Here is a 23984-nt window from a genome sequence, read left to right as displayed (position 1 = left end):
AGCTCATGCTTTGCTTGCAATGGATAGTGGAATGAACTTGAACCCGCATTATGCATTAGCAATTCTACGCCACGGCGCTCAAATTATTTCGGTCTTTAATTGCCTCAAAATCAGCCAAAATGGAACGGGAGAACCTGACTGGCTCCGGAGAACCGCTTGACTATCGTCAGCAGCGAGAAGTGAACTTGGAACAAGCCAAATCAGTGGTTCGAAGTGTCAAATACAAATCGAGCTTTATTGTGTTGATGGTTTCGGCTCATTTTCATAAGCTTTATGATAGATCTAAAGACCTGGAAGTACAAAAGTATCTGGAGGACACTAATTCCTCCTGTGATGAAATCATACTCCATCTTGGATTACAAAAAGATGAGGTATCCCAATGCTTTCAATTTCTTAAATTTTGTGATGATCTATCACTTTTCTTTTGTCAAAATGACATCGAAAACCACAAAGATCCGGTAGAAATCGATCCAAATACTGGGCAAGAAAAGATATACTTATCCCAACTTTCCAATGGAGAATTACTCGTATCTCAACGATTCGATTGGATCCAATTTGGAAGCTTTGTAAGCTGGTAAATATCCAGACATCAGTCCAACGAAAATACAGATTACAAAGGCTACTATCATCCAAAGCCAAGGAATGAGGAATCCGCCTACTCCAATGACTAATGCGATTACATTGCCGATAGAGATCCCTAAAATCACACCCATGACTCCTCCCAAAATACAGATCATTATAGCTTCTAGGAGGAATTGCTGCCTGATTCTAAGCGGCGTAGCTCCTAAAGCCTTCCGAATACCTATCTCTCTTGTACGCTCGGTTACAGAGACGAGCATGATATTCATCAAACCTATGGAAGCTCCCAGCAGGGTGATAAAACCGATCCCAAAACCACCCATTCTTAGATAGCCGGCTACTTCTTCCAGACTTTCCGCCACAGATTGGCTTTTTGTCAAGTCAAAGGAATCCTCCTGCGCTACTCTATCTTGGCGAATCTCCCTCATCATACCGACTGCCTGTCCCATTTCATATTCTATCCGCTCCGGACCTGATGCTACTCCTGTAATATTATAGTTAAAATTACCTCTTGTATCCAGGCGGCTAGCATTTTCTATTGGAATTAGAATCTGTCTGTCTGCTCCTTGATCTGGCCCCATTCCCCCTTGCTTTTCGAGAATACCCACGATTGTATATGGTCTGCCTAATACAGTGATTTTTTGATTTAAGGGATCTTCATTTGCTTCAAAAAGTGTAGTTCCCAGCTCTTTACCGATTATGCAAACATTATAGCCATTTTGAATTTCCATGCTACTGAAATTCCTGCCAAATTCAAGTTTTTTAGCTTTGATCGTCAAATAGTTATCATCACCCCCTTGAACACGGACATTTGGATTGGTCTTTTTAGACCCCCTCTTAATTTCTGCTGATCCAGTCACCCAGGTATAGACCGTAGAAATACCAACACTACTGTATTTCTCTTTGAAATTCATCACTTCTCGAAAGCTAAGTTTTGGATAAATTTTCTCTGTTTTACCATCTTGAATCGCTCGGCCTCCGCTGTATCCTTTGTTTCTGATATCAAAGGAATTCGCTCCCAAACCAGAAAAACTATCTGCTATTTGAGTTTTAATCCCGTCAATGGCGGTAAGCATACCGACAAGGGAGGAGATACCTATGGCAATGATGGCACCTGTTAGGATGGTGCGCAACAAATTAACTTTTATGGAGCGTACCGCTTCACGTACGTTTTCGATCAAATTCATAGTATGTTCGTAATAGAACGGATTTTAAGTGCAATTGCGACTAGATAAGTCAAGTATAAATAATAACAAGGAAAATGACTATTCGTCTAAAAAAATTAAGATCTACTCAATGAATTCTATCTCCACGGACGGCAAGATCATTCATCACTTCAGCCTCATAACTCAACCATTCCTGCCATCTTTCATTCACTTTGGCCGGATCTTGATAGGTTCTAGCCAGCTCGATAAAAGTAACGTAATGTCCTGCCTCAGATATCATCAGTTCATAGTAAAACTTCTGTAGCTCCTGATCTTCCAGATGAGTAGAAAGTAACTTAAATCGCTCACAACTTCTTGCTTCAATCAAGGCATTCATCAGCAATTGCTCGGTGAGTTGCTGAATTCTACTACCGCCTTTTTTCACAAAACCAGTTAGCTGAATGACGTATTCATCTTTTCTGGGAAAGCCGAACTTCAAACCTCTCTTACGAATCTGCTCCAGTACACGCTCAAAATGCCCCCATTCCTCGCCCACAATTGGAGTCAGTGTATCGACCAACTCCTCTAGGTCATTGAATCTCAAAATCAGACTGATGCAGGAAGAAGCAGCCTTTTGCTCGCAATAAGCATGATCGGTCAATACATCTTCCAGTTGCATCTCAGCTATCCCAACCCATCTGGGATCTGTGGGCAGCTTCAAGTGCAACATCTTCTGTTTGGTGCTTTCCTCCCAACTCATCATTAATCAAATAAATACCAGGTGATTCCCAAATCAATGAATGACTTGTAACCCGTGTAATCCGGAGTCACAAAATAACCCTCCTTATTCATCAAGCCACTATTGAGGTGATTGTATTTCAGCAAAACTCGCGTACGATTGATACGAAAGTCGAGGAAAATATCAGCAACCGGATAGGCATAAACATTGAAATCATTCTGCAGATGAAATTGCTGGGTGGAAGGAAAATATGCCTCAGCATAATAATCCGAATGATATCGAACATCAATGCCCAGTTGGACATAGACATTCTCATTAAACATGGGACTGTCAAAGTAAAACTTAGTGTTGCCGTAGAGTTTTGGAATTCTAAAATTATCACCTGACTCTCCTGAAATTTGAGTGAATATCACCTCGGTATCCCATTGAAATTTCTGGCCAATTCTTATGCTCGACTTCAAACCGGGAATCAACATAAAAGCTTCTCCGCTAGCCTGCTCTGCCATTCGGTCTTTATTGAAAAAGATATAGTTATTGATGCGGTTGATTGTCAGCGAAGGTCTGAGCTGTATTTTATTGAAATCTATCTTAAAAACACCTCGTACCTGATCCACACCTATATTACCAAACTCATTATCCCATTGGTAGTGATTCCCATAATACAGTTGCTGCATGGCCGTAGGCTTATAAACCGCCTTGGTATAGTCCACTTCCAGCCAAGGAGACACAAACAAACCATGAAGCCTGAAAGCTCCTGGAATCAGGTATTCTCCATCCGCACTGATAGACCATTTCTCAGAAATCTTCCCAATCAGCTCCCCTCCCAAATAAACTTCATTGAAGCTGTTATTCGCTTTATCCGGATAAAACGTGCTTTTCATCCGCCCCGCACGAAACTTTGCGTGAGCATTGTAATAGAACCCTTTGAAACTGCCTTTGAAACCAACTTCGTTGCCCCATTCTTTGAAATCACTGTAATTCCTTGTGGTATCCGACTGAGTATTATTCACTGCTGCGTTGTGCCGAGTACTAGGGTAGAAAAGTGAATCCCTTCTTGTCAATGCCGCCGATAAGGTGAAGTCCTTGTTCTTATGCTCAAAAATATGGTAAATCTGCAGCTCATCACGGACGCTGTACTCGTGATAAAAACGATATTCCTGACGCAGATCACTCGCTTGCGTATTGCTCAGCCATACTTTAGCGTCTTCATAAGTGAAATACACTGAAGTGGTATCCTCCTCCGGAGGAATGATGCCTCCTATCTCATTCACTTTGTGGAGCATTCTAGAGAAATTCCCCAAAAACCAATACTTCCCGTTTTCTGAGCGATAATTGGTATGTAAAGAATAGGAATTTTGAACTGTCATGTTATCATCTCGTGCATTCGGATTCAGCGTCTTTCGTGCGCGTATGGTATGTAGATTAAAGCCTACATTCCATCTAGGGTTTATATTCCGGGCAAATGCTAGATCCAGCATATTCCGTTGACCTCCCCCAAAAAAAGCAGACATCTCCGTGAAGGGCGATTTGGTATCAAAATACTTGTTGTTTTCTGGAGCGTGGTAATACAAATCATAAACAGAGAACCCAGCTCTAGTTCCGATCACATCAGGGATTTCATAGAAAATTGGCTTAGTTGCACTACCAATATTTCCCAGATCCTGATACTTCCAGTTACTTTTGGCTACTGGGTCATAATTATGAAAATTATTCAAAGCAGTATCCTGCGGATAAAGAATCAGATTGTTTCGCTTAATGTCTTTTTCGAAAAAGTACAAACTCGTCTTGGGACCATAAACCATCCTGGTACTATCATCCAATAAGGACCTTCTTCCTATAGATTCCTCCTCCTCCCCTGGATCAACTAATTCTCCATTTTGCTGTTGACCCGTATTTTGGCGTGTAGGAGGTACAGTACGCTGCGCAAAAGCGAAGTGAACACTTGCGATGCTGAGGAAAAATATAAAACAGAGTAACCGTTTATTCACTTAGATATTGTCCTTTTTGAAGACCTTTTGTTGGATTAGTTGTACCAAAGCTAACTCGTCAGCTGGTGAAAACCTCACCTCTATGGGTAGCACAAAAATCGGAATTTCTTCCAGAAATCCCTTGGGTACATCGGATTTAACTTTCACCGCATCTTTTTCAGTCGTCAGCACAACGGGGTTTTGAGCCGCATGTTGCTTATAAACAGTACGGACTTTATCAAAATCAACCTGTGAATAATCATGGTGGTCTGGATAGCTCAGTACTTCTAGCAAGTCATATTTTTCACTTACGTAATCTATCAGCGGCTGATCATTTGCCAACCCTGTTAGCAGTATGATTTTGGGTGAAAAAGATAGGGAAAGCAGCATTGGCTCAGGTTTACCATAATAAATGGATGAAAAAAGCACGAGAGTATTTGGCCGACTATAAGAAGCTACGAGGCTTGCAATGCTAGTTTTCTCAGGGCTATTTAAATCTTCTGGGCATTTCGTTACCACGATTACATCTGCTCTTTTGGCTCCAACTCTACTTTCTCTGAGTCTACCCATGGGCAAAAGAAAATCCGAGGAAAAAGGCTTCTGATAGGTAGTCAAAAGAATATTCAAATCCCCATTAACATAGCGATGTTGGAAGGCATCGTCTAAAATAATCAGTTCGGGCACATCTGATTTTGAGGCTATTTCCTTCAGTGCTTTCACTCGATCTTCACCTACGAATACCGAAATCTCTTTTCCAAACTTTTGATAAATCTGAAATGGCTCATCACCGATTTCCTCAGGGAAAACTTGCGAAGTAGCCGTTAGAAACCCTTTCGTTTTTCTTCCATATCCTCTGCTTAGTGTTGCCAAACGCTTCTCTTTACGAAGCATTCGAATCAAAAATTCCACCATAGGAGTTTTGCCAGTCCCACCCACACTCAGATTCCCTACTACGATACTTGGAATCGGCGAAAAGACACTATTCAGCCAGCCCAAGTCGAAAAACCAATTCCGAAGTGTCATGACCAAATCGTACAATAAAGCAAAAGGATAAAGTAAAAAAGCGTACCAGCGCATTCCAGAATTACTATTTTTGATCAAATAAACAGAAAAATTATGGGATACAAGATTAGCGATGTGATTTCCTATCTCGAGCAAATCGCCCCTCCATCCTATCAGGAGTCATACGATAACGCTACTTTGATCACAGGAAATAGAGACTCAGAAGTGTCGGGTATAGTCTGCTCGCTGGACTGTATAGAAGCCACCGTAGAAGAAGCGATAGAACTGGGAGCTAACATGATTGTAGCTCATCACCCGATTGTTTTTAAAGGACTTAAAAGCTTTACAGGAAAAAATTATGTAGAGCGCACAGTAATTAAAGCAATCAAAAATGATATCGCTATCTATGCCATTCACACTAATTTAGACCATGTAGCTCACGGTGTGAATAAGAGGATTTCAGATCTATTGGAACTTCTGGACACCAAGATTTTACAGCCAAAAAAGCAATTACTATGCAAACTCGTTTTTTTCGTCCCAGAACCAGAAAAAGATAAGGTCCTCCAGGCTGTCTTTACTGCTGGTGCGGGAAAGATTGGCGAATACGCTAATTGCTCATTTCAGGTAAAAGGTACTGGGACATATACCCCTTCGGCAAAAGCAAATCCGACCATTGGCGAACGCGAAAAAGCACACGAAGAGCAAGAGATTCGAATAGAAGTATTGGTTTCCAATCATGCACTTCCAAAAGTCCTACAAAAGTTGCGCGAAGTGCATTCTTATGAGGAAGTAGCTTACTATGTGCACCCTCTTGAAAATGAAAATCAAGAAGTAGGCGCAGGAATGATTGGTAGGCTTCCACAGGAAATGGAAAGCGAGGAATTTTTGGATTACCTCAAGGCCAAAATGAACCTGGACGTAATCAAACATACACGGCTAATCTCCCGAAAAATAAAAAAAGTAGCCGTTTGTGGTGGAGCGGGAATTTTCCTACTCAGCGATGCGAAAAGAGCAGGAGCAGATGCCTTTGTGACTGCCGATGTGAAATACCACGAGTTTTTCGATGCTGACGGGAAATTAATTCTATGTGATATCGGGCATTACGAGAGTGAAATTTTCACAAAAGAATTGCTCTGGGAGTTTTTGTCACAAAATTTCCCTAATATTGCACTCTATTTGACAAAAGTAGTTACAAATCCCTCATCCTACCGATAGTACATGGAAAGTACAGTAGCACAGAAACTCGAAGCTATTCACAACCTTCAACTTTTAGATTCAAAACTAGACGCCATCATCAAAGTTCGCGGAGCTCTTCCAGAAGAGGTTCAGGACTTAGAAGATGAAATTGCTGGGTATGAAACTCGATTGGAGAAATTTCAAAGTGAAATAGATTCTTTTGAAAATGAAATAAAGGCGCTTAAAGAAAGCATCAAGGACTCTGAAAAACTGATCAAAAAGTACCAGGAGCAGCAGATGAATGTTCGCAACAACCGCGAATATGATGCTATCACCAAGGAGCTTGAACTTCAGGATTTAGAGATTCAGGTTGCTAAGAAAAAGATCACCGAAGCTGGTTATAGAATTGACACCAAAAAGGTGGACTTGGAAGATTTAAGTACTGTGAAAAAAGATCGCCAGAAAGATTTGGAACAGAAAAACAGCGAATTGACTTCGATTGTATCGGAAAGCGAATCTGATGAAGCGAAACTTAGCAATGATCGTGAAAAAGCCACCAAGAAAGTTGACGACCGACTTCTAAAATCTTACACCAAAATCAGAGCTAACGCCAAGAATGGTCTAGCGGTGGTATTGGTAAAAAGAGGTGCTTGCGGCGGATGCTTCAATACTGTTCCTCCACAAAGACAAGCTGACATTCGCGAGAAGAAAAAACTCATCGTTTGTGAGCATTGCGGGAGAATCCTAGCCGGTGTAGAAGATGAGATCGTCGAAGAAGTAGCACCAAAGAAAAAAAGAGCGACTAAGGCAACTAAAGCATCCAAAGCTTAAGTCAAAACCTTACATTTCTATAGTTAAAAAGAAACCCCGGATTCATTCGGGGTTTCTTTTTATCCAGCTTTTTTGTTTTCAACACATTTATTTTTCTATATTGAGAGCTATGAAAAGTCTTGGAATTCTAATCATCACCCTATTTATCTCTCTTTCGGTCTTTGCAAAAGAGACTGAATCCAAAACTTTTTTGGTACTATTTAAGTCAAAGGAATTAAAATCACTGAATACCTCAATGAAGGACATCCAGTCCCAATTTCCTTCTGCTTTCAAAACCAGGAGTTACTCAGGAAATTCGGAGCTGGCGCTGATTATCGACATACCAACATGTGAATTAGACGCTTGCTTTCTAGGTCAATTTTTAGTTTCACTAGATAAAGGTGAAGATATGAAGCTTCAAGAAATTGCTTTTCGTCTTATCGACATGACCGCCAACAAAAAGACATTGGACACTTACTTATCGGCTTTTGAAGCCAGTCAGAAAAAAGAGAAGAACGATAAGCGAAATACTACAGCTCCATAAGGTGCTCGGTATCGTTTCTTTTCAGCAATTCAAAAGTCCCATCTTCCTTACATTCCAAGAGATACAGGCAAAGATTTTTATGCTCAAACATATCCATGTGACATAAATCCTGCTTCATAATCAAGCTTAAAAAGATCCGCATCGCACGTCCGTGCATGCACACCAATATAGTCTCTCCAGGCCCTGATATAATCGCATCGATTCCTCGCTGCATACGCTTGGCTACGAGGTTTGGGCTTTCTCCACCTGCAATACAATAATCTAGATTTCCCTGCTGCCATTGATCCAGCATATGCTGATAATAATGACTTTCTTCAGGCGACATAGGAAGTCCTTCGTAATCTCCCCAGGAAATCTCATTAAGGTCTGTAGTAGAAATGGCGGGAATACCTAAGTCCAAAAAAGACTGAATTGATTGTTTCGTACGCTGAAGGCCTGTGTAGTATGCCTGATCAAATGGAATATTTTTATATGCCTCAAAAAATGCCGCGGCCTGCTTTCTTCCATTCTCATTGATCGGCGCATCTATTCCACTTCCCTGCACTACGCCTTTAAGGTTGAAATCAGTTTGTCCGTGCCTAACTAAGTAAATTTTTTTTCGATTCAAGATTATCTATTTTTGTCTCCGCCCCAAAGAAAACTCATTTACTTTAAAATACATGGTATTCTCCCAAAAGCCTTCATTGGATCAAATCAACCAAAACGGAAGAAACACAATGACTGATCATTTGGGAATTGTATTTACAGAATTCGGCGATGACTTCCTCAGTGCTACTATGCCCGTGGATGAGAGAACAAAACAACCCATGGGCTTGTTACACGGGGGAGCCAATGTAGTTCTGGCCGAGACACTTGGGAGCGTAGCATCTTCTCTCACTATTGACTTGGAAAAACAAATCTGTGTAGGCTTGGAAATAAACGCAAATCACATCAAAGGCGTTAAGTCTGGATTGGTCACAGGAATCACCAAACCAATCCATATTGGGAAAAGCACTCAAGTCTGGGAAATAAAAATCACAAACGAACAAGGTCAACTCTGCTGTATCAGCCGAATTACCATGGCTATTTTAGATAAAAAGCAATGAATACCGAAGTATCAACTAACCACACCCAAACAGACATAATTCATCTTTTACTGCAACTAGGACTTACCTCAGGTGGCTCTTTTGCTCTTTGGCGAAAGCCTAAATCCAACACTCTTGAAATTGTAATGGATGAAGCTGACCGACCTCTAAAAGTCGATCTTAGCTTGGACGAATTGGAGCCTGGGTTCATTGTCCATCCTTTTGCTGATCAAGTGGACGAAAAAGCGTATTACATAAAAGCCAGCAAACATCTTTCATTTGATCTAAATCTCCCATTTGACGAAGATGAGCTGCCGGAATGGGCCATAATCCAGTTTGAAAATCAAGGCTCCCTTTCACAGCAGAAAATCAGTGAATTGCTGCTAAACCAAACACTCACGAGTAAAAGCCCACCCTCAAGTCTCAGTGAAGACAAAGCACATTTTCTTCAATTGGTAGAAATGAGCATTCAGGCAGTTCGTGAAAAACATCTGGAAAAAGTAGTCCCTGCCAGAACCAAAACAATTGACATTCCTGAAAATTTTAATCTAGGATGCACAATTTTAAGTCTAATAAAATCCTATCCAAATTCTTTCGTCAACTTTTTCCATATTCCAACTATTGGAACCTGGATGGGAGCGTCTCCGGAGACCTTAATAGAAACCAAAGGTGATATTTTCCAGACAATGTCGCTGGCAGGAACTCAACCGGCTACAGGTGATAATCCTTTGAAAACCGTAGCTTGGACTCAGAAAGAAATTGAAGAGCAAGCGCTAGTAAGTAGGTATATAGTTTCATGCTTCAAGAAAATAAGACTAAGAGAATACGAAGAACATGGCCCAAAAACTGTGTTGGCTGGAAATCTCTTACATCTAAGGTCTGACTTCAGAATTGACATGCAAGCCACAGGTTTTCCGCAACTTGGCTCAATTATGCTAAACCTTCTTCATCCTACTTCCGCAGTCTGTGGTATGCCTAGAAAAGAATCACATGATTTCCTCCAAGAATTTGAAGGCTTTGACCGTTCCTTCTTTTCGGGTTTTTTAGGTCCTGTTAACATTCAAGGCGAAACCTCCATATATGTAAATTTGAGAACCGCCTCTTTAGTGAAAAATAAAGCTATTCTCTATGCGGGAGCTGGTGTAACCGAAGATTCTGATCCGGAAAAGGAATGGGAAGAAACAGAACTTAAATGCCAGATCATTGGTAAATTCATTCAAAATCCAAGCGTTTGATTCTCCCTCAGATCACTGACTTAGTAGCCATTTGTGCCAAGAAAGGCATTGAAAATGCCATCCTTTCACCTGGTTCACGCTGTGCACCTTTGACGCTTGCTTTTGCCCGGCATCCTCAAATTCACACCAGAACTATATCTGACGAGCGCTCAGCTGCTTTCATTGCTCTGGGAATGGCTCAGCAATTGGAGCAACCGGTAGCACTTGTCTGTACGAGTGGTTCCGCAGCCTTGAATTATTACCCAGCAATTGCAGAAGCTTTTTTTCAGCAAATCCCATTGCTCGTCTTGACGGCAGATCGACCTGCAGAATGGATTGACCAATACGATGGACAGACCATTTTCCAACCTGATGTGTATGGAAAACATGTGAAAGGAAGTTTTCAATTACCTGATATCGCATCCAATCCTGATCAACTGTGGCATTCATCCAGAATTGTAAATGAAGCAATCAATCTCGCCAAACAATTTCCGGCAGGGCCAGTTCATATCAATATTCCACTTAGAGAGCCCTTTTACCCAGAAAAAGGAGAAACGCTTATTTTCCCTGAAAAGCCGCGGGTATTTAATTTATTGAAAAGCAAAACCCAACCTACCGATGAATCTCTCATCAAGCTCAAAAACAGACTGGAAATAGTCCAAAGAATCCTAATTATTCCTGGTCAGCAAAGACCTGACTTACATATTCAGGCCTTGTTAGATCAGCTTGCCACGCATCAAAAAGTAGTAATCGTCGCAGATACAATTAGCAATCTCCAGTCTGATCAGACGATCACATTGCATGACCATTGGCTGGGAAGTCAAGAATTCTCAAACAGTCTAAAGCCAGATTTGATTATTAGTTTTGGCAAGTCCATTATCTCAAAATCACTCAAGCTATTCCTCCGAAGCACGCAGGCATCACATTGGCATATTCAATCCGATGGGAATGCAAAGGACACCTATCAGCGACTAACAAGGAACATAGCCACTTCTCCAATCTTTTTCCTCAAATGGCTTGTCCAAAACCTTGGTCACCAAGACACGGAATATTATCAGTCATGGCATTCTCTGGAAAAATGTGTATCCTCCAATCTGTCTCCGATCTTACAGAGAGAATACTTCGGGGAATACCCTGCTCTAGCCTATTGCTTGAATAAAATACCAACTACCTCAAAAATCCATGTAGCCAATAGCATGGCTGTCCGCTATTTGAATATGCTCGGGAAAAGAGGTCAGGAAGTAATCTGCAATCGAGGGACTTCAGGAATCGATGGATCCAATTCCACGGCAGTGGGATGTACTTTTACCACCAAAGACATCGTGACATTGATTACAGGAGACATGGCATTCTTCTATGATCGTAATGCTTTTTGGCACAATTATACTATCCCTAACCTTCGGGTTATCTTGCTGAATAATCATGCGGGAGGAATCTTCCGATTGATCGACGGTCCTGCAAACCAGCCAGAATTAGAAGAGTTTTTTGAAACCAAACAGACATTGACTGCTAATCATTTGGCGACAGAGTTTGGATTCTTTTATTCCAAAGTGGTGAATCAAGAGGAACTGGAAGCTTCGCTAGAAGACTTTTATGAAGATTCGCTTCATCCTAAAATCCTGGAAATTGAGACTTCAAGTACTAAAAATTCAGAGATTTTGAAAGAAGTAAAGGAGAAAATCAAAACTGAGCTTCGGTCGATAAATTAGGATTAGTAGAGCTAACTTTCAACGTGTTTTTAGAATACCTATTCAAGAAATACAATAATCCTATTTCAAAAATATAAATGGTAAAGGGAGCTAAAATTTGACCTATAAAAGAAAGTATCAAAAACCCAGACACCATTCCCAATATTCCGATTGGCTTTAAACCAAAACTCTCGATTATCCTAAGTTTGCTCAAATTATACCCCAGTAAAACATAACCCATTCCCCAAAAGATAATACTAGGAATCATGTAAAAGATTTCATGCTGAAGATTATCATCTAAAATTACAATCATGGAATATGAATAGGCTATCAATCTAGCAATCAGCAAGAAAAAGACTGACATACTAATAACATTATTACCATAAAATTGGCCTATTTTCAGAAAAGGCCACATAAAAATGAAGTAACAAACAAAGATTCCGATCTTAAATGGAATATAAATCCCTCCTGAAATAGAATCGGCGATATACTTAATATCTAACGGTATTTCTATAAGGGTTAGGATTAGGTATAAACTTCCGGCAAAAAGAACAATTGGGGAGAATTTTATACCTAATTCCTTTTCTTGTGTTTGATTATAATTTTGGGAATACTTTATCTCCTCTACCTCAAAATCAATTTCCAAAGCCTCAAAAAGCGTTTTAATCGTATGGCTCCTCGGAGTTACATCACCTGCTTCAATCCGCTGGATAGTCCGCACATTCAGGTTGCACTTTTCGACCAACTCCTCCTGTGTCAGGCCTTTTGCCTTTCTGCTTTCATATATTTTCTTGCCAAGTTCAGGTTGCTTCATTTTGTATATACTTTGATTAACCATGGCAATTACTATTATTGAAATTAAACTTAGGACGTAATAGGCTCGGCTTTAACCCGACATTTGCCCGTCGATTAGGTTTTTTGCTAAAGTAGCAAAAAAATAGACTTAGATCTTAGTAAATACAATGATCCTAGTTCTTGTTGGAAATAGAAAAGTCATAACAAAAAATGTAGAGATTTTGGATTAAATAGAAGCAAAAATCAAGACTGTAATTCAGCAGTAAAAGTAGAATCGGGAGAAGAAGTTCCCCCGATTTTATTGATTCCCCAGATCAGAAACCCAAGTTCTCCTATCTCAAAAAGAGTCAATGGAATCAAGCCGAATAAAGCGCCGACCACTGAAAAAATCATAACTCCAGACACAACCCCCAATGCTCCGAGCACTTGCAGGATGTTAGACCAGAGATTTTTATAACAAAGAAATCCAGCTCCCATAAATCCGTAGGCTAAGCCAAAGCATCCTAATTTTACAAAATAATAATCCGATAGACCAAAGCTATCTACTTTTAATGAAATTAAATCAATTACAATCCAAAGTGCATTCGCTGCGAGCATCACCCAAAGGGCGATTTGAAGAATTTTGTTAGGAAAGATAGTAGCCATTTTGATCAGTCCGAAAATGAAAAGTGAGAAAGTAATTAATACTCCCACTTTGACCAACCCAAAATTCACGGAATTCACCATTCCTCCCTCAATCGCCTCTATCTCCATACTTATTTCAAAATAAGAAAGAAAGAAGTAGATCAATCCAGTACCAAAACCCATATAAAGCCATGTCAATTTTGGTTTGGCATTCTCAATAGACGCACTTACTTCCCATTCTTTCCAGTCCATCCCCAAAGCTTCAAACAGGGCTTTGATCGTATAGCTTCTAGGAGTTACTTCTCCTGCTTCGATCCGCTGGATCGTCCGCACATTCAGGTTGCATAATTCGACTAACTCCTCCTGAGTCAGTCCTTTTGCCTTTCTCATCTCAGAGATTTTCTTGCCAAGTTCTGGTTGTTGCATTGTAAATAGTTTTTGATTAACCATGGCAATTTCTATGATTGGAATGTGACAAAGGACGAAATGGACTAGGTTTTGACCCGACATTTGCCCGACATTTGAGTTTAGAGCTCAAATTAAGGCTTTTGATTTATAATTATTATAAAACAGGAACTATGATTTATCAGCTGTAGGTGGGCTATTTATTTGAAGGAATTCCCCCACCTTGAGGGCTAAGGAGATCTTGTCAAATTGACTGGTCACTGAAGTGTACGTTTTTGCAGTTTCACCCTATTGATATCTGATTGGTAGCATATTCAATTTGAGTAGAACCAGAAGCGAAACAATAAGGAATGTACCAATAGCTCCAACGACATTGATGTACTTTTGGGCCTTTAGAGGCTTCATGATAAATTTTTGAAGTATCCAAAACAGCAAGTAACCTATAATTCCACCAGACGTATTGGTAAGCAGATCTGTGATATCAAATGTTCCAAATCTAAATGCATACTGCAGCCCTTCTAACATTAAACTGATCAGAAAAAAGAAAAAAAGCTTAATAGCGAAAGCCTTATTTCTAAATAAAACTCCACCATAAATGCCCAGCGGAATAAAAATCACCACATTCAAAATGGTTTCCATTATGCTATAATAGCCATTAGCAAAAGGGATCAAGTTGATTTTCCGCTCTTCCATATAAGAAAACTGCACACCTAGCTTTAGCAAAATGATCCAACCCAAGACGATCAAATAAATAAGTAATAAAGTTTTTGTCAGCCTGTCAATAGTGCTTTGAGCCTTCTCCATTCTAGTTGTTTTGAATTACCATCATAATCGAATTTGCAAAAATTATTGTTCAGGAAATCACGAATATCTTTTTTTCTACAGTAGCGGCAAAACTTGCTTCAATGCAGGATTTCTGTTCTCCTCTTTTTTTTTGCAGAAAGCTCCGTGAATTGCGCAATATTCGGAATTTCCATAAAGCGTACATTAAGTTGGTAACCTTCCTTCAGCGAAGACGGGACTATAGCCACACCCATCCCATTTTCTACCATTTTAAATATCGCCAAGGCATGACATAATTGATATCTAAGCTTATCATCAATACATGATATCTTTGTCAAGACCCTGAATCTAAACCCAACTATGATGAACACTTTCCAATATGGCCAAGACCATCTTACAGTAGGCACAGCCTTGCAACTCGCAAGAGAAGAAATAAAAGGTGAAATAAGTTTAGTGACCCGCAATAAAGTTCAGGCATCTGCTCTTGCAGTTGCCCATATTGCCAGAGGAGAAAAGGCTGTCTACGGTATCAATACAGGTTTTGGGCCTCTTTGTACGAGTAAAATCTCCGCAGCTGACACGCAGACTTTACAAGAGAATCTACTAAAAAGCCATGCTGTTGGATTGGGAGAACCCGTTCCATTTGAAATCTCAAAACTGATGCTGGTATTGAAACTCCATGCTTTGGCCCAGGGATTTTCGGGAATCAGACTAGAGGCACTGGATCGTATGTTATGGATGTTGGATAATAAGGTAATTCCTATGGTTCCGATTCAAGGTTCAGTGGGAGCTTCCGGTGATCTGGCACCACTTTCACATTTATTTTTACCGCTGTTAGGTTTGGGGAAAGTGCATTTTGAAGGGGCTATTCAAGCTACATCTTCCGTCTATGAAAAGTTGGAAATGACAGCGCTCTCTCTTGGCCCAAAGGAAGGTTTGGCCCTAATTAACGGCACTCAGTTTATGGGGGCATATGGAGTAAAAGTCGTGGATCGTTTACATAATTTGCTCGTCCATGCGGACATTACCGGCGCCATGATGATCGAAGGATTGATGGGTTCAATCCAACCTTTTTCTGCTGAATTGCATCAATTAAGGCCATTTGCAGGAAATAAACATGTAGCGCAGACTATTCTGAATTTATTGAATGAATCCGAAATCGTGAATTCCCATTTGAATTGCGCACGGGTTCAAGATCCCTATTCTCTGCGATGTATGCCACAGGTTCACGGGGCTTCCAGAAATGCCTGGCTTCACCTGAAAGATGCCATCGAAATCGAGATCAATTCCGTGACGGATAATCCAGTCGTTTTCAGCGAAGATCATACTATTTCCGGAGGAAATTTTCACGGACAGCCCATTGCGTTGCCATTGGATTATGCCTGTCTTGCCGCCTCAGAATTGGGAAACATCTCCGATAGAAGAATCTATCTTTCCTTGGAGGGTGATACTCCCGGAGTTCCCAAATTACTTTTGAAAGAGACGGGGTTGAACTCAGGTCTGATGATCCCGCAATACACCTCGGCGGCTTTGGCTTCTGAGAATAAAGGACTTTGTTTTCCTGCATCTGCCGACAGTATTCCAACCTCCTTGGGACAAGAGGATCATGTAAGTATGGGATCCATTGGTGCGAGAAAAGCTTTGCAAGTCATCGGCAATGTGGAGAAAATTCTGGGAATTGAGCTATTTTATGCTGCTCAAGCGATGGATTTCCATGCCCCACTCAAATCGGGCAAAGTGATGACAGCCATTCACGAACATGTAAGAAAAAGCATCACACCGGTTATTAATGACAGAGTAATGACCGAAGATATGGAAGCTGCAATTGAGATGATCCAAAGTGGCGAATTGATCAAAATTGCAAATCAAGTAGCAGAAGCGGAAGGATTACCTTATGAAACAGAATGGAGTAACTTATTTGAGTACTAAAAAAAATGTCAGCTGATACTCACAGAAAAAGACGCAAATCATCAAAAACCATCTGCTAAAAAACTGCAGGATTTTCAGCGCTAATCTGCGGAAAAACAAACCATGGAAAATCTAAAACTAATCGGCCCAATTACCCAACTGCTAACGCTTGATAAACTTCCGTTAAAAGGAGCTTTAAAAGATGAGCAACTTGAAATCCTGACAAATGCAGGGATTTTAATCGAGGACGATAAGATTCTAGAGATTGGCGACTACTCGGATTTATTGGCAAAAGCCGATAAGCGTATCCATCCGATCAACCCCAAAAAAAATACCCTGTACAGGGTATTTTGATAAATGGTAAGGCAATTGACATGAATAGTCAGGGATCATCACATCCCCACCTTCTCCATATGTGCCTCCTTGATTTTTCTTCTCAGAATCTTGCCCACATTAGATTTAGGTAATTCATCTGTGAAATGAACCTCCTTTGGACATTTATAATTCGTAAGTGATTCATGACAATGCACGATGATTTGGTCCTTGGTGATTGACTTATCTTTCACCACCAAATACGCTACAACACGCTCGGTAGACTTGGGATCAGAAATACCTACTACGCCTACCTCCAGCACTCCAGGATAGGAGGCGATCACATCTTCTACTTCATTGGGATATACATTGAATCCGGAAACAAGGATCATCTCCTTCTTTCTATCCACAATCTTTGCAAAGCCATCTTTGTCCATAACTCCGATATCGCCGCTTTTGAACCAGTCTCCCATCATCACCTCGGCTGTTTCCTTTGGCCTATGCCAATATCCCTTCATTACTTGCGGGCCTTTGATGCATATTTCTCCACGCTCACCTACCGGAAGCGTATTTCCCTCATCATCTATTATCATAAACTCGGAGTTCGGCAGCGGAACCCCAATCGTGCCATTTCTTTCGGTGCCATCAATGGGATTGCAAGAGGCTACCGGGGAGGTTTCGGTTAGGCCATAGCCTTCGGCCAAAGGAGTCCCTGTCACCGCCATCCACTTTTCAGCAGTTGCTTTTTGCACTGCCATGCCTCCACCTACTGCTATTTTTAACTTACTAAAATCAAGGGACTTAAATGCTTCTTGATTGAGCAAACCATTAAACAAAGTATTGACACCTGTGAAGACTGTAAACTTCTTTTTTGAAAGGTCTTTGATAAAAGCAGACATGTCACGAGGATTGGTAATCAATAGATTGTGTGCGCCTATTTTGAGCATGGCAAGACAATTCACCGTCAAGGCAAAAATGTGATACAGAGGCAAAGCAGTAATGACGATCTCCTCACGTTCCTTCAATTTCGGCTTCATCCAGGCGGAGATCTGCTGCATATTTGCCACAATATTCCCGTGTGTCAATTCAGCACCTTTGGATACTCCTGTCGTACCACCGGTGTATTGGAGAAAGGCCGTATCCTCCAATGTGAGTGCTACAGGTCTAAATTTATGATTTGCCCCTTGGGCCAAAGCTGATTTGAAGGAAACTGCCTTTGGAATAGCATAGGCTGGCACCAACTTCTTGACGTATTTCACTACCAGATTGACTAGGGTGCCCTTGAACCCACCGAGTAGATCCCCCAACTCGGTTACAATTACATGCTTCGCCGGAATCTCAGGAAGTATTTTCTCCAGATTATCTGCGAAATTGGCTACAATGATGATCAGCTCAGCTCCTGAATCTTTGAACTGATGCTTCATCTCTGAAGAAGTATAGAGCGGATTGGTATTCACCACAATCATTCCTGCCCGAAGCGCCCCAAACATGGCAACTGGATATTGAAGAGTGTTGGGCAACTGGATAGCCACTCTGGTTCCCTTTTTCAAGTGCAATACCTGCGTCAAGTAGCATGCGAAATCCTCAGTCAGTTTATTCAGCTTATTGAATGTCATGGTTTTTCCCATGCATTCAAACGCCACAGCATCACCGTATTTGTTTACACTTTCTTCAAAAAGCTCTGCAACACTAGCGTAGGCAGTACAATCTACTTCCTTCGGTACAGATTCAGGGTAAAACTTAAACCAGGGAAAATCCTTCATGAGATGGGTTATTGTTGGGTGTATCTATTTGTTGAATTAATCAAAATCTTGGCTTAGGTCAAAAGATTTCTTTCCTATTTCAAAATTTTTCTCGCGATCAGTTCCTTCATAATTTCATTGGTACCTGCATAAATCCGCTGAACTCTGGCATCTGCATAGGCTCTGGCTACTCCATAATCCCACATGTATCCGTATCCCCCGTGCAACTGTACACACTCATCAGCGACTTTACATTGCAGTTCGGTCATATTGTATTTGGCCGCTGAAGCCATGGCAGAATCCAGCTTCCCGTCATTGTGAAGTTGCACAAGATAGTCGCAATAAATCCTACCCTGCTCTAGTGCCGCACACATTTCTGCCAATTTAAAACGGGTATTTTGAAAGTCAGAGATCGCCTGATTAAATGCCCTTCGTTCCTTTACATATTTAATGGTTTCCTCAAGCATATATTCGCCCAAAGCAACAGCTGCCAGTGCCACTACCAATCGCTCCTGAGCCAGCTCGGTCATCAAGTATCTGAATCCTTCTCCTTCCTCTCCAAGCAAGTTCTCTTTGGGGACTTTCACATCTTCAAAAAACAATTCACAAGTATCTTGTGCATGCAGCCCCACCTTTTCGAATGGAAGTCCTTTGGTGTAACCCTTCATGGAATTATCCAACAAGATAAGGCTAATCCCTTTTGCCCCTTTCTTTGGATCAGTTTTCACTGCGACCACCACTACGTCAGACAGATAGCCATTAGTAATGAATGTCTTACTTCCATTCACCAAATAATGATCTCCCTGATCTATAGCACTCGTGCTGATACCCTGCAAGTCACTTCCAGCTCCCGGTTCCGTCATGGCTACAGCGCCAATAAATTCACCGGAAATCATCCTGGGAATATACTTTTGCAAGGCTTGCTCAGTGCCAAAGTGCATGATATAAGGAATAACAATGTCATTGTGAAGCGGGTATCCTATGGCCGGAGCAGAGCATCCACTCAGTCCAAGCTCTTCAATAAAAATAGCGTTGTATCTGAAATCTTGAATATTCAAGCCTCCAAGACGCTCTGGTGCCTGTATTCCCAAAAATCCCTTTTCACCAAGTTTGCGCCAACTTTCCCTGGACACCATTTTATCCTTCTCCCACTGGGAATTATATGGAGCAATTTCCTTGGCAATAAAGTCTCTGACACTAACTCTGAAGAGGTCATGCTCCTCGTCGAAAAGTGTTCGGGGTAGTCCAAACATGTTATCTATATTTAAGGGTTTAATTCAAATCAAAAATAGGGATTTTTACTCCCTAGGCTTTCTTTTTGTCTTCAAAGTGACCTTTTGCCTCTTCTCTTATATCTTTTGACAAAACCTGCCTTTCTGTGTATCAATATTTATAGTTTAGCTACCTAAAGCGACAAGCTCAGCACTATGATCAATCTAAATGAGCATTCCAGCCTGGAAACGCTGCATTCACTTCCAGTCTGGAAAACAAATGAAAAGCTGATTTCAGCTAAACCTGCAGGAGAAAGCAACATGAACTTGGTATTGCGTATCACTACCAACCTGAGATCGGTGATCCTAAAGCAATCTAAACCCTATGTCAGGAAATTCCCCCAAATCCCAGCTCCTATTGAGAGAATTGAGATCGAGCATACCTATTATCAGCTGCTACAAGGAGACAAAATTCTAAGGAAATACAGCCCTGGTATTCTACTTTATTATCCCAAAGAGCATATTTTACTTATGGAGGACTTGGGAAATAGGTCTGACTTTGCTGTCTTTTATCAGTCAAATATTAATTTGAATCCAGAAGATGTAACAAGCTTAAGCAACTATTTGCACGCTTTACATCAACTAGAAATCACTCATTTCCCTGATAATTCTGCCATGAAAAGACTTAATCATGAGCATATATTTCATTTCCCGTTCATGATGGAAAATGGCTTTGACTTAGATTCAGTTCAGGCGGGGTTACAACAAATAAGTTTAGAATATAAAGCTGACTCTAAACTGAAACAAGCCATTGAAAAGCTAGGAGAGCGCTATTTAACAGATGGAAATACCTTGCTTCATGGAGACTTTTACCCAGGGTCCTGGCTCAAAGCTGCTGATGGATTGAAAGTGATTGATCCGGAATTTGGTTTTATGGGAGATCGGGAATTTGATCTGGGAGTACTCTTTGCCCATCTAGATCTAGCTCAGCAGGGTGAGGATGTAAAACTGGCATTCCTCAAACAATATCAGCATCCTGTTTCTCAAGAATTATTAAATGCCTATCAAGGCGTAGAAATCTTACGTCGCTTACTTGGCATCGCACAACTTCCAGTTGGCTTAGATCTGAATCAAAAGAAAACCTTACTGGAGAAGGCTAAAACTCTTATTTTGTCCCTATGAAAAACTGTTATCTTTTTGTTCTTTTCCTAGTTATATTTTCTGCTTGCGGTGGAAAAGAATCCAGATCTCCCGTCCAATTTTCTGATCAGGAGCTTCCTGAAATCGGACTGACCGAAAAGCAACTTCATGATAAAATCTTGGGAATGCTGGTAGGATCTGCGATCGGAGATGCGATGGGCGCCCCTACGGAAATGTGGACAAGGGATGCGATCAAGCTAGAATATGGTTTTGTGGAAAGCTTAGATTCCATGATTCGCGAAGTCTCTCCAGAAGGAATTTGGATAGCCAATCTTCCTGCCGGAGGCACTACTGACGATACGCGCTGGAAAGTTTTGGCCTCCGAGTATTTGTTGACTCAACAGCGCAATGAATTGAATGCAAAGGATTTTGCGAAGCAAATTCTTGCTACTTATCAGGGCTATGCAAAGGAATTTAAAGACATAAAAACCACTGATCCTGAACCATTTGAATCAGCTTCATTGAAGTTGGGATGGCTACAAGAATGGGCTAAGGTAAGTCAGCCTTTTATCGATGATAACCTCTTGGGTTATGCAGATTCATTGGGGAAATTCTATGGTGGAGAAATGGTTTGTGCAGGATTGCTTTACTCTCCCACGCTGGGTTCCTTTTTTCCCGGAAATCCAGAAAAGGCATACCAAGAGGCTTACAAACTTTCCTTGTATGATATTGGCTATGCAAAAGATATTTCCGCACTCTCTGCTGCTATGACAGCAGCTGGGATGAAGGCAAATGCTACCAAAGATGATTTGCTCGCTTCCTTGCGATTGGATCCAGCCAATTACTTTGAAAGCCGATTGGTAGGTCGTACAGCACATACTATTTTAAAAAATGCGCTCTGGATTTCTGCAGAAGCAGCAAAGCAAGACAGCTCGGGAAATCAACTCCGTGAAGATAGCAAAGCGCTTCAATTTGCTTTTGAGCAACTTGACAAGCGCCTACAGGATATGCCCTTTCATGCTGGTGAAATATGGCTTCAGACACTCACAGCGATGATTTATGCAGACTTTGATTTTATGCGTACCCTTACTTTCCTGGTCAATTATGGAAGAGATAATGACACCACTTCAGCAATAGCCGGCGGAATCTTAGGAGCCTTTTATGGCTTTGAGCAATTGCCAAAACTGGAGCGAGAGAATGTGCTTCGGGTAAACAAGGAGATTTTAGGAACAGATCTGGAGCAGATCGCGAATGACTTGACTGTTCATATACTGGGGAGATAGCTTAAGCTATTTTAACCACTTAGGCACATAGTTATCATAGTTTTTCCGTGCATTAAGACTTTTACTCTAGGCAGACACTAAATCCAGCTTGCTTTATGACTTTGTGGTAACCATATGCACCATAAAGTAAAAAAGTGCAACAAGCGTTAGAATGGGATTTAACCTCCCTGAAGCCCCTACTCCAATTTAGGGTAAAAAAATATTCAAGGGTCTATTTTCACGGTTCGACATACTAAGCAGAACAACTGAATAATAATAGAAAACACACAGTTGTGCTCTTTGTGTAATAATTTGTGTCCTTATCGGTAAAAAGCACTAAAAAACCCCAAATCTTTCAATTCAGGGTCTTGGCACAAGAGGTTGGTTTAGAATTCAAATGTATATTTTTCGGGTTCTACCCTTTGCGTCAGTTACTTCGAAATAAACGTCCTCGGCGTGAACACCATTCAGTCTGTAATTTTTACGGAATCCCTCTGGTTGTTCTACCATTTCTTGATGGACTAGCTTGTCATCAGCCACCTTTTTGATTTTGACATCTACTCCCGCTTCTTCTAATCCTAACACCAAAAGATTAATCGTGTTGTTATCTATTTTTTTGCCATATGCCATCAGAGGATATACCTCCGGAGCAGCCTCTACTTTCTCCACGGTCTCCACAGTATAGATCACTTCAGCCTCCTCGGTAGTAATCTTTACTTGATACTCTCCGCAGGGAAGGCTGTTCAAATTGTAAGGAACACGTAAGTTCTCATTTGCCTTTACAGATCGTGAATGAAGTTTTTTCCCGTTCATATCGAAAATGGTAATTTTTGCTTTGCCCACGCCTTCTTTAAGATGTACATCTATTTTTTTATAGATAGCATGCACGGTTGACATTTCTTTCAAATCTTCAGGCTCGATGGCGGCAAATGTACTGGTCGCTAAAAGTCCAGCTAGTGCGAATGTGAATAAGGTTTTCATAATATTTGTTGGTTTAGAGTTATGCTTCTCTCTCTTGCTAAGCATATACCAACTGCGCCAGGAGGGTCTTTTCCGGCTATTTTAAAGGTTATATATCTTTAGGATAATTACCTTTGATGCAAAATATAATTTGGCTAACGTTCCTGCTCCTGACTTAGAAGTGTTTTAAAAGTGATCAGTTTACCTTGATAGTGTATTGCACCCGAACAGTTCCAGGCTGATTTGATGAAAATGCAGGTTACACTTTATTACCATTGTTAGTAAAAATTAATTTTTGAAATAGTTGTAAATATCTGAAAATAAATATTTTAAAAAATAAAGACCTGTACGATCATGTACAGGTCTTGTTCGCTTAGATACAACTATTTGAATTCTGTCAACTCTTTTTAAGCTCTTGTGAAAGTGTTTTTACGCGATCTTTCACTAGGATTCCAGAAATATCAATGTTCCATGATGTAGCTGTCAAGAAATCATTTACGACACCGAAATGATCCGTGGATTTACCTTCTGCCAATGTCACATAGCGCATGGTAGTCCACAGGAGAGTTTTCAATTGCATCTCACTATCATCAGTCATGTAATATTCTAAAACTACTGTATTGTGATTATGCCAGATAATGCGGCTCTTAATTCGTACCCATTCGCCCACCATCGCTGGCTTCACATAGGAAATATTATGGTTGTAGATCACCCAAGCGGCTTGGTATTTTTTGATAAAATCCATCATTTCTACTCCATATAGCTTAGGCACTTGATCTTCCCGGGCATTGAAAAAGTAATCGAAATACTTGGCGTTGTTTAGGTGCCGAAGCGGATCACAATCCTGAAATCTGATCAGCACTCTACTTTCGGTTTCCTTTGGGTAATGCTTTTCTGAGTTATATTCAAACATG

23 protein-coding genes are annotated in these 23984 nt (G+C 40.8%); 11 read left to right on the top strand and 12 right to left on the bottom strand.

Annotated features, from left to right (window positions below):
- Window positions 1–119 precede the first annotated feature (119 nt).
- The gene (locus tag U3A58_RS06075) at window positions 120–578 is read left to right on the top strand and encodes a DUF3891 family protein (protein ID WP_323822511.1); all 459 of its coding nucleotides are present in this window, start codon (window positions 120–122) and stop codon (window positions 576–578) included.
- Here U3A58_RS06075 and U3A58_RS06070 read toward each other — a convergent pair.
- The 4 genes from U3A58_RS06070 to lpxK all read right to left on the bottom strand — a co-directional run bounded on the left by U3A58_RS06070 (window position 522) and on the right by lpxK (window position 5507).
- Window positions 522–1766: an ABC transporter permease gene (locus U3A58_RS06070; protein WP_323822510.1), complete on the bottom strand. Its 1245-nt coding sequence runs from the start codon at window positions 1764–1766 to the stop codon at window positions 522–524. The two genes, U3A58_RS06075 and U3A58_RS06070, sit on opposite strands and share 57 nt — an antisense overlap.
- A 106-nt stretch (window positions 1767–1872) precedes the next feature.
- Window positions 1873–2484 carry a MiaE family protein gene (locus U3A58_RS06065; protein ID WP_323822531.1) on the bottom strand — a complete coding sequence of 204 codons (612 nt, stop codon included), beginning with the start codon at window positions 2482–2484 and terminating at the stop codon, window positions 1873–1875.
- A 2-nt stretch (window positions 2485–2486) separates the two neighbouring features.
- Window positions 2487–4451: a putative porin gene (locus U3A58_RS06060; protein ID WP_323822509.1), complete on the bottom strand. Its 1965-nt coding sequence runs from the start codon at window positions 4449–4451 to the stop codon at window positions 2487–2489.
- Window positions 4452–5507, bottom strand: coding sequence for a tetraacyldisaccharide 4'-kinase (gene lpxK, locus U3A58_RS06055; protein WP_323822508.1), 1056 nt, complete (start codon window positions 5505–5507; stop codon window positions 4452–4454).
- Between the two features lie 39 nt (window positions 5508–5546).
- Here lpxK and U3A58_RS06050 point away from each other — a divergent pair, with 39 nt between their 5' ends.
- The 3 genes from U3A58_RS06050 to U3A58_RS06040 all read left to right on the top strand — a co-directional run bounded on the left by U3A58_RS06050 (window position 5547) and on the right by U3A58_RS06040 (window position 7962).
- Window positions 5547–6647 carry a Nif3-like dinuclear metal center hexameric protein gene (locus tag U3A58_RS06050; RefSeq protein ID WP_323822507.1) on the top strand — a complete coding sequence of 367 codons (1101 nt, stop codon included), beginning with the start codon at window positions 5547–5549 and terminating at the stop codon, window positions 6645–6647.
- 3 nt (window positions 6648–6650) lie between these two features.
- Complete coding sequence (locus U3A58_RS06045) at window positions 6651–7439, top strand: zinc ribbon domain-containing protein (protein ID WP_323822506.1); 789 nt, start codon at window positions 6651–6653, stop codon at window positions 7437–7439.
- Between the two features lie 109 nt (window positions 7440–7548).
- Complete coding sequence (locus U3A58_RS06040) at window positions 7549–7962, top strand: hypothetical protein (RefSeq protein WP_323822505.1); 414 nt, start codon at window positions 7549–7551, stop codon at window positions 7960–7962.
- Here the strand turns inward: U3A58_RS06040 and U3A58_RS06035 are convergent.
- A complete protein-coding gene (locus U3A58_RS06035; protein ID WP_323822504.1) occupies window positions 7949–8569 on the bottom strand; it encodes a histidine phosphatase family protein in 621 nt (206 codons plus the stop codon). The genes U3A58_RS06040 and U3A58_RS06035 overlap by 14 nt on opposite strands.
- Window positions 8570–8621: 52 nt before the next feature.
- Here U3A58_RS06035 and U3A58_RS06030 point away from each other — a divergent pair, with 52 nt between their 5' ends.
- The 3 genes from U3A58_RS06030 to menD are packed head-to-tail and all read left to right on the top strand — an operon-like array spanning window position 8622 to window position 11949.
- Window positions 8622–9047, top strand: a complete 426-nt coding sequence (locus U3A58_RS06030; RefSeq protein ID WP_323822503.1) for a hotdog fold thioesterase — start codon at window positions 8622–8624, stop codon at window positions 9045–9047.
- Window positions 9044–10261, top strand: coding sequence for a chorismate-binding protein (locus tag U3A58_RS06025; protein WP_323822502.1), 1218 nt, complete (start codon window positions 9044–9046; stop codon window positions 10259–10261). Before U3A58_RS06030 ends, U3A58_RS06025 begins: the two co-directional genes overlap by 4 nt.
- Window positions 10258–11949, top strand: a complete 1692-nt coding sequence (gene menD, locus U3A58_RS06020; RefSeq protein ID WP_323822501.1) for a 2-succinyl-5-enolpyruvyl-6-hydroxy-3-cyclohexene-1-carboxylic-acid synthase — start codon at window positions 10258–10260, stop codon at window positions 11947–11949. The genes U3A58_RS06025 and menD overlap by 4 nt, the downstream gene beginning before the upstream one ends.
- On the opposite strand, the gene U3A58_RS06015 is transcribed toward menD, so the two are convergent.
- The 3 genes from U3A58_RS06015 to U3A58_RS06005 all read right to left on the bottom strand — a co-directional run bounded on the left by U3A58_RS06015 (window position 11921) and on the right by U3A58_RS06005 (window position 14556).
- Window positions 11921–12742 carry a helix-turn-helix domain-containing protein gene (locus tag U3A58_RS06015; RefSeq protein ID WP_323822500.1) on the bottom strand — a complete coding sequence of 274 codons (822 nt, stop codon included), beginning with the start codon at window positions 12740–12742 and terminating at the stop codon, window positions 11921–11923. The two genes, menD and U3A58_RS06015, sit on opposite strands and share 29 nt — an antisense overlap.
- Before the next feature lie 224 nt (window positions 12743–12966).
- Window positions 12967–13773, bottom strand: coding sequence for a helix-turn-helix domain-containing protein (locus U3A58_RS06010; RefSeq protein WP_323822499.1), 807 nt, complete (start codon window positions 13771–13773; stop codon window positions 12967–12969).
- Between the two features lie 267 nt (window positions 13774–14040).
- A complete protein-coding gene (locus U3A58_RS06005; RefSeq protein WP_323822498.1) occupies window positions 14041–14556 on the bottom strand; it encodes a VanZ family protein in 516 nt (171 codons plus the stop codon).
- 339 nt (window positions 14557–14895) lie between these two features.
- Between U3A58_RS06005 and hutH the strand changes: the two genes are divergently transcribed.
- Entirely contained in the window at window positions 14896–16464 is a 1569-nt protein-coding gene (gene hutH, locus U3A58_RS06000; protein WP_323822497.1) for a histidine ammonia-lyase, read from the top strand.
- A gap of 102 nt (window positions 16465–16566) precedes the next feature.
- The gene (locus U3A58_RS05995; protein WP_323822496.1) at window positions 16567–16797 is read left to right on the top strand and encodes a hypothetical protein; all 231 of its coding nucleotides are present in this window, start codon (window positions 16567–16569) and stop codon (window positions 16795–16797) included.
- A gap of 38 nt (window positions 16798–16835) precedes the next feature.
- Here the strand turns inward: U3A58_RS05995 and U3A58_RS05990 are convergent, their stop codons facing one another.
- Together U3A58_RS05990 and U3A58_RS05985 are read right to left on the bottom strand one after the other, a co-directional pair.
- Entirely contained in the window at window positions 16836–18518 is a 1683-nt protein-coding gene (locus U3A58_RS05990) for an AMP-binding protein (protein WP_323822495.1), read from the bottom strand.
- Between the two features lie 74 nt (window positions 18519–18592).
- Complete coding sequence (locus tag U3A58_RS05985; RefSeq protein WP_323822494.1) at window positions 18593–19750, bottom strand: acyl-CoA dehydrogenase family protein; 1158 nt, start codon at window positions 19748–19750, stop codon at window positions 18593–18595.
- A gap of 174 nt (window positions 19751–19924) precedes the next feature.
- On the opposite strand from U3A58_RS05985, the gene U3A58_RS05980 reads away from it, so the two are divergent.
- Together U3A58_RS05980 and U3A58_RS05975 are read left to right on the top strand one after the other, a co-directional pair.
- Window positions 19925–20890, top strand: coding sequence for a phosphotransferase (locus U3A58_RS05980; protein ID WP_323822493.1), 966 nt, complete (start codon window positions 19925–19927; stop codon window positions 20888–20890).
- Window positions 20887–22131 (top strand): ADP-ribosylglycohydrolase family protein, encoded by a 1245-nt coding sequence (locus U3A58_RS05975; protein WP_323822492.1) that lies wholly within the window; start codon window positions 20887–20889, stop codon window positions 22129–22131. Before U3A58_RS05980 ends, U3A58_RS05975 begins: the two co-directional genes overlap by 4 nt.
- Before the next feature lie 372 nt (window positions 22132–22503).
- On the opposite strand, the gene U3A58_RS05970 is transcribed toward U3A58_RS05975, so the two are convergent.
- Both U3A58_RS05970 and U3A58_RS05965 read right to left on the bottom strand, forming a co-directional pair.
- Window positions 22504–23091: a hypothetical protein gene (locus U3A58_RS05970; protein WP_323822491.1), complete on the bottom strand. Its 588-nt coding sequence runs from the start codon at window positions 23089–23091 to the stop codon at window positions 22504–22506.
- A gap of 376 nt (window positions 23092–23467) precedes the next feature.
- Window positions 23468–23983 (bottom strand): acyl-CoA thioesterase, encoded by a 516-nt coding sequence (locus tag U3A58_RS05965; protein WP_323822490.1) that lies wholly within the window; start codon window positions 23981–23983, stop codon window positions 23468–23470.
- Between the last annotated feature and the right edge of the window lies 1 nt (window position 23984).

It is taken from the genome of Algoriphagus persicinus, assembly GCF_035156415.1.
Taxonomy (GTDB): Bacteria; Bacteroidota; Bacteroidia; order Cytophagales; family Cyclobacteriaceae; genus Algoriphagus; species Algoriphagus persicinus.
The sequence above is the reverse complement of the archived record's forward strand: the minus strand, read 5'-3'. Positions and strand labels throughout refer to the sequence as shown.